Source organism: Actinosynnema sp. NPDC023587 (genome assembly GCF_040640215.1).
Lineage (GTDB): Bacteria > Actinomycetota > Actinomycetes > Mycobacteriales > Pseudonocardiaceae > Actinosynnema.
Map to the genome: position 1 here is coordinate 203,513 of NZ_JBFABG010000013.1, position 10,505 is coordinate 214,017.

11 protein-coding genes are annotated in these 10,505 nt (G+C 71.0%); 7 read left to right on the plus strand and 4 right to left on the minus strand.

All coding sequences use genetic code 11. The annotated features are described in order from the left end of the window. The first annotated feature begins 122 nt into the window (after window positions 1–122). From AB0G01_RS28710 to vanX, 3 genes are read left to right on the plus strand one after another with little or no spacing between them, the layout of a single operon-like run. Window positions 123–1,118, plus strand: coding sequence for a D-isomer specific 2-hydroxyacid dehydrogenase family protein (locus tag AB0G01_RS28710; RefSeq protein ID WP_360951584.1), 996 nt, complete (start codon window positions 123–125; stop codon window positions 1,116–1,118). Continuing rightward, the gene (vanA, locus tag AB0G01_RS28715; RefSeq protein ID WP_360951587.1) at window positions 1,111–2,154 is read left to right on the plus strand and encodes a D-alanine--(R)-lactate ligase; all 1,044 of its coding nucleotides are present in this window, start codon (window positions 1,111–1,113) and stop codon (window positions 2,152–2,154) included. The genes AB0G01_RS28710 and vanA overlap by 8 nt, the downstream gene beginning before the upstream one ends. Beyond that, window positions 2,151–2,759 (plus strand): D-Ala-D-Ala dipeptidase VanX, encoded by a 609-nt coding sequence (vanX, locus tag AB0G01_RS28720; protein ID WP_360951590.1) that lies wholly within the window; start codon window positions 2,151–2,153, stop codon window positions 2,757–2,759. The genes vanA and vanX overlap by 4 nt, the downstream gene beginning before the upstream one ends. Here vanX and AB0G01_RS28725 read toward each other — a convergent pair. After that, a complete protein-coding gene (locus tag AB0G01_RS28725; RefSeq protein WP_360951593.1) occupies window positions 2,735–3,862 on the minus strand; it encodes a HAMP domain-containing sensor histidine kinase in 1,128 nt (375 codons plus the stop codon). The two genes, vanX and AB0G01_RS28725, sit on opposite strands and share 25 nt — an antisense overlap. Then, the gene (locus tag AB0G01_RS28730) at window positions 3,855–4,541 is read right to left on the minus strand and encodes a response regulator transcription factor (protein ID WP_360951596.1); all 687 of its coding nucleotides are present in this window, start codon (window positions 4,539–4,541) and stop codon (window positions 3,855–3,857) included. Before AB0G01_RS28730 ends, AB0G01_RS28725 begins: the two co-directional genes overlap by 8 nt. Before the next feature lie 198 nt (window positions 4,542–4,739). Between AB0G01_RS28730 and AB0G01_RS28735 the strand changes: the two genes are divergently transcribed. The 4 genes from AB0G01_RS28735 to AB0G01_RS28750 all read left to right on the plus strand — a co-directional run bounded on the left by AB0G01_RS28735 (window position 4,740) and on the right by AB0G01_RS28750 (window position 8,138). Beyond that, a complete protein-coding gene (locus AB0G01_RS28735) occupies window positions 4,740–5,162 on the plus strand; it encodes a M15 family metallopeptidase (protein ID WP_360951599.1) in 423 nt (140 codons plus the stop codon). Window positions 5,163–5,314: 152 nt separating this feature from the next. Further along, entirely contained in the window at window positions 5,315–6,229 is a 915-nt protein-coding gene (locus tag AB0G01_RS28740; RefSeq protein ID WP_360951602.1) for an AfsR/SARP family transcriptional regulator, read from the plus strand. Window positions 6,230–6,576: 347 nt separating this feature from the next. Next, window positions 6,577–7,101 (plus strand): peptidase inhibitor family I36 protein, encoded by a 525-nt coding sequence (locus AB0G01_RS28745; RefSeq protein WP_360951605.1) that lies wholly within the window; start codon window positions 6,577–6,579, stop codon window positions 7,099–7,101. 62 nt (window positions 7,102–7,163) lie between these two features. After that, entirely contained in the window at window positions 7,164–8,138 is a 975-nt protein-coding gene (locus tag AB0G01_RS28750) for a hypothetical protein (protein ID WP_360951608.1), read from the plus strand. 137 nt (window positions 8,139–8,275) lie between these two features. On the opposite strand, the gene AB0G01_RS28755 is transcribed toward AB0G01_RS28750, so the two are convergent. Together AB0G01_RS28755 and AB0G01_RS28760 are read right to left on the minus strand one after the other, a co-directional pair. Further along, a complete protein-coding gene (locus AB0G01_RS28755; RefSeq protein WP_360951611.1) occupies window positions 8,276–9,046 on the minus strand; it encodes an HAD family acid phosphatase in 771 nt (256 codons plus the stop codon). A gap of 162 nt (window positions 9,047–9,208) precedes the next feature. Further along, a complete protein-coding gene (locus AB0G01_RS28760; protein ID WP_360951613.1) occupies window positions 9,209–10,255 on the minus strand; it encodes a trypsin-like peptidase domain-containing protein in 1,047 nt (348 codons plus the stop codon). Between the last annotated feature and the right edge of the window lie 250 nt (window positions 10,256–10,505).

Consider the following 10,505-nt stretch of genomic DNA (forward strand, 5'->3'; position numbering starts at 1 on the left):
AGACCGGCCCTTAGGCGAGTGCCGCCCGGCAGGACGGTCGGACCCCGGGTCGGCCGGCCATATCGTCGGCATATCGAAAACCTCATACGCACCGGCAACACCGCGCCGCCTTGACTGGGCGCATGTCCTCCGACCGACCCCCACGACCGGCCCGCGACATCGGAATCACGATCTACGGGTGCGCGCCGGACGAGGCCGCCCTGTTCCGGGAGATGGCCCCGCGCTTCGGCGTGACGCCCACGATCACCGGGGCGGCAGCCGCCGAAGCCACGGTCGGGCTGGCCTCCGGGAACCGCTGTGTCAGCGTGGGCCACAAGACCCCGGTCACGAATGCGGCACTGCGCGCGCTCCGCCGGGCCGGCGTGGACTACGTCTCCACGAGGAGCATCGGCTACAACCACATCGACGTGCCCTACGCGGAGAGCCTCGGCCTCTCGGTGGAGAACGTCGCGTACTCCCCCGACAGCGTCGCGGACTACACGCTGATGTTGATGCTGATGGCGGTGCGGGGTGCGAAGTCCACCCTCCGCCGGGCCGACGTCCACGACTACCGGCTGCCCGAGGCACGCGGCAGGGAACTGCGCGACCTGACCGTCGGCGTCGTCGGGACCGGGCGCATCGGCACGGCGGTCGTGGAGCGGCTCCGGGGCTTCGGCTGCCGGGTCCTGGCCTGCGACAGCCGGCCGACCACCGCCGCCGACTATGTCCCCCTCGACGACCTGCTCCGGAAGAGCGACGTCGTCACGCTGCACACGCCGCTCGACGCGGCCACGTTCCACCTCCTGGACCGACGACGCATCGGGCGGATGAAGCACGGCGCGTACGTGATCAACACCGGACGCGGCGCACTGCTCGACACCGAGGCCCTCGTCTCGGCGCTGTCCGACGGCCGGTTGGGCGGTGCGGCGCTGGACGTCCTCGAAGGAGAGGACGGGATCTTCTACACCGACCGCCGGGACGAGCCGGTCGGGAGCACGTCTCTGGTGCGACTCCAGGAGTTGCCGAACGTGCTCATCAGCCCGCACACGGCCTACTACACCGACCACGCCTTGAGCGACACCGTCGAGAACTCCCTCATCAACTGCCTGACATTCGAAAGCGGGAACCACCGTGGCTAGGCTGAAGATCGCGGTCCTGTTCGGCGGCTGCTCCGAGGAGCACCCCGTCTCCGTCAAATCCGCGCGCGAGGTCGCGAAGAGCCTCGACACCGCGAAGTACGAACCGTTCTACGTCGGGATCACCCGGAGCGGTGCCTGGCAGCTCTGCGACGGCCCCGGCGAGGGCTGGGAGGACGACGACCGCCGTCCGGTGGTCCTGTCGCCGGACCGGCGGGCGCGCGGGCTGCTCGTCCTGGACCAGGGGCGCTACGAGACGATCGGCCTGGACCTCGTGCTGCCCGTGCTGCACGGCGAGCTCGGCGAGGACGGCGCGGTGCAGGGGTTGCTGGAGCTCTCCGGCATCCCCTACGTGGGCTGCGACGTCCAGACCTCGGTCCTGTGCATGGACAAATCGCTGACCTACCTCGTCGCGCGCAGCGCCGGGATCGCCACGCCGGACTTCCGGGTGATCGGGGCGGGCGAGTCCGTCGAGGCCGACCGGCTGACCTACCCCGTCTTCGTGAAGCCGGCCCGTTCCGGGTCGTCCTTCGGCGTCAGCAAGGTGTCCCGCCGGGAGGAACTGCCGAGTGCGGTGGACCTCGCCCGGCAGTACGACTCGAAGGTGGTCGTCGAGCGGGCGGTGGTCGGCAGCGAGGTCGGGTGCGCCGTCCTGGGCGACGGCGAGGAGTCGACCACCGGCGAGGTGGACCGCATCGCGCTGTCCCACGGCTTCTTCAAGATCCACCAGGAGGACGCGCCCGAGAGCGGGTCCGAGAACTCGACGGCGATCGTTCCGGCGGACCTCCCGGCGCGGACGCGCGCGCTCGTCCAGGACACGGCCAAGGCCGTCTACCGCGCGCTGGGGTGCCGAGGCCTGTCGCGGGTGGACATGTTCCTCACCGAAGACGGGAACGTCGTGCTCAACGAGGTCAACACCCTGCCGGGCCTGACCTCCTACAGCCGCTACCCCAGGATGATGGCCGCCGCCGGGTTGCCGCTCACCGACGTGATCGACCGGCTGGTGGCGTCGACGTCAACCGGGACCGGTCGCCGGTGAGAGACGACTTCGCCTTCCTGGACGAGTTCGCGCCCGGCATCCGCTGGGACGCCAAGTACGCCACCTGGGACAACTTCACCGGCACACCGGTGGACGGGTACCCGGCGAACCGGATCGTCGGCACCAGGGCCCTGTGCGCCGCCCTGGGCGAAGCGCGCGAGAAGGCCGCGTCCCGGGGCTTCGGCCTGCTGGTGTGGGACGGCTACCGCCCGCAGCGCGCCGTCGACCGCTTCCTGCGCTGGTCGGTCCAGCCGGAGGACGGCCGGACGAAGCTCCGGCACTACCCGAACATCGACCGCGCCGAGATGTTCGAGAAGGGGTACGTGGCCGCCAGGTCGGGCCACAGCCGGGGCAGCACCGTCGACCTGACGCTCTACCACCTGGCCACCGGCGAACTCGCCGCCATGGGCGGTGACCACGACTTGATGGACCCGGTCTCGCACCACGGGGCGACGGGGGTCAGCCGGGCCGAGGCGCGGAACCGGCACCACCTCCGGACCATCATGGAGGACTGCGGTTTCCGCCCGTACGAGTGCGAGTGGTGGCACTACACCCTGATCGACGAACCCTTCCCGGACACCTACTTCGACTTCCCCGTCGGGTAGTCGGGCTGGTCCTCGGCCGGGGCGTCCGGTGGCGCGACGGGCAGCCGCACGGTGACGCGGAGACCGCCGGCGGTGCCGGGGGCGAGGGTGAGGGTCCCGTCGTGCGCCTGGACGATGCTCTTGACGATCGCCAGGCCGAGCCCGACCCCCGCGTGGCCCGTCCGGATGCGCCTGCTGCCGCGCTGGAACGGCTCGACGAGCGTGGAGACCAGGTGCGGGGAGAGCTTCTCGCCGGTGTTCTCGACGGTGAGCACCGCCGAACCGGCGTCCACGTCCGTCGTGACCCGCACGGTCCCCCGCTCGGGCAGGTTGTGGACGATCGCGTTGTGCACGAGGTTCGTGGTCATCTGCCGCAGGAGGGCGTGGGAGCCGAGGGCGGGCGTGACGTCGCCGGAGGTCTCGATGGCGAGGCCGCGTTCCTCGGCGAGCGGGAGGAGCGTCTCCGCGGCTTCCTCCACGGCCAGGGACAGGTCGACGTGCTCCCGGGTGAAGGACCGCTGGTCGGCTCGGCTGAGCAGGAGCAGCGCCTCGGTGAGGTCGATCGCCCGGGTGTTGACGTAGTGGAGGCGCTCGACGAGTTCGCTGGTGCCCGACCTCGGGTCGTTGCGCGCCACGTCGAGGAGCGTTTGCGTGATCGCCAGCGGGGTGCGCAGCTCGTGCGAGGCGTTGGCCGCGAACCTCTGCTGCTCGGCCACCTGCGCTTCGAGCCGGGCCAGCATGGTGTCGAACGCGTCGGCGAGTTCGCGGAACTCGTCGTTGAGGCCCTCCAACTGGATCCGGTGGGAGAGCGACCCGTTCGCGGCCAGGCGCGTGGCGTTGGTGATGCGCGTCAGGGGTGCCAGCATGCTGCCGGCCAGGACCCACCCCCCGACGAGGCCGAACCCCAGCAGGAACACCATCGCCGCGGTCGCCTTCGGCGCGAACGTGCGCTGGAGTTCGGAGCGGTCGGGGATCGACACCCCCCGGATGTTGATCTCCTCCGGCACGTAGCGCAGCAGGAACACCCACACCGCCGCGAGCAGCAGGGCCCCCGCGACCATGAGGAACCCGGCGTAGCTGAGGGTGAGCTTGAGGCGGACGCTCACCCCGGGCGCTCTACCCACGGTCCGGGCCGGTGTCCGGCGGGGTGTCGATGCGGTAGCCGACGCCGGGCACCGTGGCGATCAACCACGGTTCGCCGAGCCGCTTGCGCAGGGCCGAGACCGTGATGCGGACGGCGTTGGTGAACGGGTCCGCGTTCTCGTCCCACGCCCGCTCCAGCAGCTCCTCGGCGCTGATCACCCCGCCTTCGGCGGCCACGAGGACTTCGAGCACCGCGAACTGCTTCCGGGTGAGCGCGACGTACCGGTCGTCCCGGTAGACCTCGCGCCGGAACGGGTCCAGCCGCAGGCCGGCGATCTTCCGCACGGGCGGCCGGCGGTGCGCGCGTCGGCGGTCGAGCGCGCGGAGCCGGAGCACGAGCTCGCGCAGTTCGAACGGCTTGGTGAGGTAGTCGTCGGCACCGAGCTCGAACCCGGAAGCCTTGTCGTCCAGCCGATCCGCCGCGGTGAGCATCAGGATCGGCATACCGCTGCCGGAGGCGATGATGCTCTCGGCGACCTCGTCACCGGAGGGCCCGGGGATGTCGCGGTCGAGCACGGCGATGTCGTAGGTGTTGACGCCCAGCAGTTCCAGAGCGGTGTTCCCGTCGCCGGCGATGTCGGCGGCGATGGCTTCCAGGCGCAACCCATCGCGGATGGCCTCTGCCATATAGGGTTCGTCCTCGACGACCAGCACGCGCATGCGCTCGATGTTACCGGCCGGCACCTATCGTCGACATATCGAAAACCGCATGCGCGACGGCAACACCGCGCCGCCTTGGCTGGGGGTATGCCTTCCAGCGAACCGGTACGCACAGCCCGTCGCACCCGCTCGCCCGTCCTCGCGGCCTCACTCGTCGACCCCCTCGGGGGTGCGCTCGGCGGTGCGCTCCCCCGGGGCGTGACCGTGTTCGACGACGAGCACCCCGGCGTCGCCAACCTCGACCCCGACCTGCTGCGGGCCCTGCGCGACGCGGCGACGGCGGCGGCCGACGACGGCGTCGAGTTCTTCGTCAACAGCGGGTGGCGCTCCCCGGCGTACCAGGACCGGCTGCTGCGCCAGGCCGTCTCCGACCACGGCTCGGCGGCGGAAGCCGCGCGGTGGGTCGCCACGGCGGACAGGTCCGCCCACGTCGCGGGGAAGGCCGTCGACATCGGGCCCGCCGAGGCCAGGGCGTGGCTGTCGGAACGCGGTGCCGAGTACGGGCTGTGCCAGATCTACCGCAACGAACCCTGGCACTACGAACTGCGCCCCGAAGCCATCGCGCACGGCTGCCCGGCCATGTACCCCGACCCCACCCACGACCCGAGGACGCGGCACTGACCGGCCCAGACCGGGAGCTGATCACCGCGTCCTCTCCCCCACCGCTCTCCTCCTTCGGGTGAAATACCGTTTGAGCAGTTCAGGGCCCGGATAGACTGGCTGCGGCGTTGGGGAGCGCCTGGTACGCACAGGGGGTGGGGATGGATTTCCGCGTGCTCGGAACGTTCGAGGTGTGGTCCGGAGCGGAACGGATCGCGGTGGACAGCCCGCGGCACCGACGGGTGCTCTCGGCACTGGTGCTGGCACCGCGCACCGTCGTGCCGATCTCCCGGCTGGTGGACGCGGTGTGGGCGGAACGCCCGCCGGCGACAGCCGGGAAGCAGGTGCAGAACTGCGTCTCGGCCCTGCGCGAACGGTTGGGCGGCAGTGGGTCCATCACCACCGACGGGCCCGGTTACCGGCTCGCCGTCGCGGACGAGCAGGTCGACTGGCTGCGCTTCCGGCAGGGGGTGGACGCCGCGCGGGCACTGGCCGCCGGTGGCCGGCTCACCGACGCCGTGGACGCGGTGAAAGCGGCGCTGTCCCTGTGGCGGGGGCCGGCGCTGGACGCGATGGGTTCCCCGGCACTCGTCGCGCGCGCCGCGTTGCTCGACGACCAGCGGCTGGACGCGGTCGAGCTGTGCGCGCAGTGGCAGCTCACGCTGGGCCACTTCTGGGACGTCGTCGACGAGTTGTCGGCGTGCGCGGTCGAGAACCCGTTGCGGGAATGGGTCCACGCCTACCTGATGCTGGCGTTGGACCGGCGTGGCCGGAAGGCGGATGCGCTGGCGCTGTTCGCGGTGTTGCGCGAGAGGTTGGCCGACGAACTGGGTGTCGACCCGTCTCCCGAGACGCAGCAGGCGTACTTGACGGTCCTGCGCGACGGCCCGTCCGACGACCGCACCGCACCGCGCGACGCCGCACGGCCGGTGCCCGTGCCCGACCCACGACCCCGCGCGGCCGACGCGGTGGCAGCGGCCATCCCCCGGCAGTGGACCGCCGAGGTCGGACGGAGTCGGAAGATCCTGCACGACCTGTGTTGCTCCTGGGCAGTGCGGCCTTTGGCGGCCGGCGGCGGCCCGGTCTGACGGGGAGCGGCCGGTCGGTGCTCCCCCGGGGCACACGGGTCGGCCGGGTTCCTCCGGCGTCCGACCCGGTGAAGCGGCAGAGGGTGGTCGCTCGGCGGTGTGTTGCCCCTTGCGTACCGGCTCGACAGACCGAAGCACCCGCAGCACCCGGCTCATCACGACGCCGGACACCACTTCGCCGTGAATACCCTTGCGCAGACAACGGACGCGCACAGGGCAGCGCAAGCGCCATTGCGGCGCATTTCCCCAATGAATCATCGGGGTCGACAACCCTTGCTCGGTGGTGCCGAAAATCGAGGAGGACGGCGTGATGACGGCATGAGGACACCAAGAGGATACGGCCCGACATGATGGTGGTTGTCCGGGGCAGGTCCCGTCCCGATCCACGCGCCGACGCCGGCGACGAACGAGGAGACTTCATGCGCGCGAAACGAGTACTGATCGGACTCACGGCGACCCTCATCACGATCACGGGAAGCGTCCTCGCCGCGCCGGCGGCATCGGCGGCAGTGATCGAAGGCTGTCCGGAACTCTACCTGTGCTTCTACTTCAACAGCAATTTCCAGGGTGCCCGTGCGGACTACCTGGAGTCGGACGGCAACCTCGACAACGAGAAGTTCAACAAACGAGGCACCAACGGCAACGGCCTCGGCGTCCCGGTCAAGAACAACGCCGCCTCGGTCGTCAACAACTGGAATGAACTGGCGACGGTGTATTACAACAGCGGTTGCAACGGCAGTGTCGCCAAGCAATCGTTCGGCGCATACGGCAAGGCCAACTTGAACGCGACCATGAAGAACGAGAACGCGAGTTTCAACTGGCCGAACAGCAGCGGCGTCTACAAGGACTGCGCCAACCGCGACCAGTTCTAGTCGGAATGATCGGGGTCACGCCCGGCCCGGCGTGGCCCCGACGGTGAATCGGAGGTTTGGCCGTGGTCACATCCGACCGCCTACCGCGCCGCGTGGTCGACTTCGCCACGGGTGCCCTCGCCGCAGCCGTGGCGGTGATCGCGCTGGTCGGCTGCTCGACCGCACCCGTCCCCACGTCCGACCAGGGCACCTCCGACCGCACCACGTCCGGCCTCGACGCGGGCGGCTTGGACGCGGCCGACCTCGGAGCGGCGCTCGCGAGGGTGCCCGCCGACCTGTCGACGGTGCACGGCCTCGACCTGCCGCTCAACCGGACGCTGCTGACACCGGTCGAGGAGTTGGAGGTCATCGCGGCGCGCAACAGGCTGATCGAGCGGTGCCTCGCCGATCACGGGATCACCTTCGCCTTCCCCGTGGTCGACCCCGTGCGGGACGCCTCCCGATCGAGGCGGCACGGTCTGGTCGACGCGGCCGAAGCCGCCGCGTACGGCTACCGCGACCCGGCGGTGTTCGCCCCGCGCGCCACCGGCGCGGAGGCGACCGCGCACCAGCCGTCGCCGGACGTCGTCTCCGTGATCACCGGTACCCGCAAGGGCGATGTCGGCGGACGCGCCGTGCCGGCCGGCGGGTGCGCGGGCGAAGCGGACCGGGCACTCGCGGCCGACGGGCAACCCGGCCAGGAGCAGACCAGCTTCGCGCTGAGCCGTCGCAGCCACCAGGTCACCCGCGCCACCCCGCCGGTGACCGAGGCCGCCGGGGTGTGGTCGCGCTGCATGGCGCGGGCGGGTTTCGACTACGACAACCCGGACGTCCCCATCGCCGACCCCGCGTTCAGCGCGGGCCGGCCGTCCGCGCACGAGATCGCCGTCGCCACCCAGGACGTGCGGTGCAAGGAACAGGCCCAGTGGGTCAGGACGTGGGTCGGGGTCGAGCGCGCCGTGCAAGACGTCCTCATCTCGCGGCACGGCGCGGAGCTGGACCGCGAGCAGCGGCACAAGGTTCAGCAGCTCGCGGTGGCACGTGAGGTCAACGGCTGATGGACGCATCCGCGACGCTCCTGGCCCCCTCGACGTTTTCCTTGACCGCCGAAGTTTTCCGGTACGCGGTCCTGTGGACCCCCGTGAGGTCCGGACGGCACGTCTTCCCGGGCGTTCGCCGGGGCGTGGTGTCGCGGTCAGGGCAGGTAGTACATCGGGTTGGGCAACTTCACGTTGCGCGGCGAGTGCTCGCCCGCGAAATCGCTGTCCTGGTCGCCGATGTTGACGACGATGGTGTCGCCGATGTCCTCGACGATGTGCTTGCGGGTGAGGCTCTTGAAGACCGCCGTCGGGCACCGGTCCTTGCAGTGCAGGTAAGGCGGTGCCGTCTCGGGCCGTGCGGGCTTGAGGAACACCCCGGCGGGTTCCGGGTAGCCCTCCTCGGCCAGGTGGTCCACGGTCGCCTGGCGCACGTCCTCGCGCCGCCCGGTGACGAAGTAGACCTTGATGCCCTTGCTCCGGGCCTGCCACGCGAGTTCGCGGACGGGCAGGACCGGCTTGAAGACCTTGGCCTTGATCGCCTCGTGGTGCTCGCGGTGGTCGAATGCGAAGTCGCTGTCGGCCTGCCACCCGTAGGTGACCTCGGCGGTGTCGTCGATGTCCAGCACGATCGCCGGTTTGGCCGCCGGTCCCACCTCGTCGAGCGCCTGCCGCGCCTCGTGCGCCTTCTCCTGGACGTCACGGGCCCACTGGCTGTCGTCCGAGTGCTGGTTCTTCCCCTCGACCAGGTGCCCGCCGTAGTACTCCTTCACCGCGATCTTCGCCCTGCCGAGGTTGGGCGGCTCCGCCGTCCTGGTGACCGTGACGCCGGGCTCGGCCAGGCCCGCGACCCCACCGGCCACCGTCATGCCCACCGCCAGGGCGAGCGCGAGCCTGATCACCTCCGACAGGTGCTTGCTCCGGATCATCGGGCAGTCCTTTCCCGACCGGTCATCGGATGACCGGCGCGGCTGGTGCCGGCCCGGTGGGCGGTGACGCACCCGGTCCGACGCGATGTGGTTTTCGGCGCGGCCGGTGTCCGACGCGGCCGACTGGTCCGTCCGCAGTGGAGTTGCTACAGAGTGGAGTTGCTACAGCTCGCCCAGGGTGACGTCGACCTTGGTGGTGTCGTTGCCGCGCAACACCGTCACGGACGCCCGGTCGCCCGGCTTGCGGTCCGCCAGTGCCCGGTTGAGGTCGGCCATGGTCGGGGTGTCGGCGCTGCCCAGCTTCGTGATCACGTCACCGGCGCGCAGACCCGCCTGTTGCGCGGCCCCGCCCGCGATCACCGTGACCACGCCGACGCCGACGTTCTCGCGGTCGCGGTCAATGACGGTGCGGCCGGTGATGCCCAGCGCGGCGCGGCCGGACTCGGTGACCTTGCCGTCGCGGACGATCTGGTCGGCGATGCGCTTGACGGTGTTGACCGAGATCGCGAACCCGATGCCGGGTGCCGCGCCGCCCAGTCGCTGGTCGGTGGCGGCGAGGGTCGGGATGCCGATGATGGAGCCGGACATGTCCACCAGCGCGCCGCCGCTGTTGCCCGGGTTGATGGCGGCCGAGGTCTGGATCATGTCCGCGATGGTCGTGCCGGGCGAGGCGGTGCCGGCGGGCTCGGCGACGGTGCGGCCCAGGGCCGAGACGATGCCGTTGGACACGCTGCTGGACAGGCCGAGCGGGCTGCCCATCGCGAGCACCAGTTGCCCGACCCGCAGTTCCCCGGAATCGCCGAACTTCGCCGGCGAGGACGGCAGCGACCCGTCGACCTTGATCACCGCCAGGTCCTCCGGCGGGTGGGTGGCGACCAGGGTCGCCGCGCGCGGCGTGCTGTCGTGGGCGAAGGACACCTGGAACCGGGTCTCGGTGCCGACGACGTGCGCGTTGGTGACGATGTGGCCCTTGTCGTCGTAGAGCACGCCCGAGCCCAGGCCGCTCTCGGTGTTGATCTGCACGACGGAGGGCAGGGTGTCCCGCACGACCCGCTCGTAGCCCTGTTCCAGCGAGCTCGCCGCCGTGGACGCCTCGACGCCGGTCGTCCGCGCGGTGCCGCTGCTCGCGGTGTCGACGGGCGTGCAGCCCGCGATCAGGGCCGCGCACACGACGCCCGCGCCGATCCGCGTCACCAGGTGTCGGTCCACAACGGCCTCCAGCGTGCGCCAGGGTTCTCTGGTGGACGCTAGGTGACGGCCGTGGGGCCGGCCACCCGGAGCGGCGCATTCACCCGTCCGGAAGTGACCGGGCGACGGTGCCACCGGGCAGGGTCCGGCCGCGAGGAGTCGGCCGCGCGCCGCTGGTGGAGGAGTACCGCCGCCGATCGACCCGACCACCGCGGTGGTCGGGTCTCCGCGAAGGCGTTGGCGACCAGCCGCCGCTGGGTGGCGACGGCCT

Excerpts from the sequence above, each read along its gene's own strand:
- AB0G01_RS28730 (WP_360951596.1), bottom strand. The coding sequence starts at position 4,541 with ATGCGCGTGCTGGTCGTCGAGGACGAACCCTATATGGCAGAGGCCATC.
- AB0G01_RS28710 (WP_360951584.1), top strand. The coding sequence starts at position 123 with ATGTCCTCCGACCGACCCCCACGACCGGCCCGCGACATCGGAATCACG.
- AB0G01_RS28755 (WP_360951611.1), bottom strand. The coding sequence starts at position 9,046 with ATGATCCGGAGCAAGCACCTGTCGGAGGTGATCAGGCTCGCGCTCGCC.
- AB0G01_RS28745 (WP_360951605.1), top strand. The coding sequence starts at position 6,577 with ATGATGGTGGTTGTCCGGGGCAGGTCCCGTCCCGATCCACGCGCCGAC.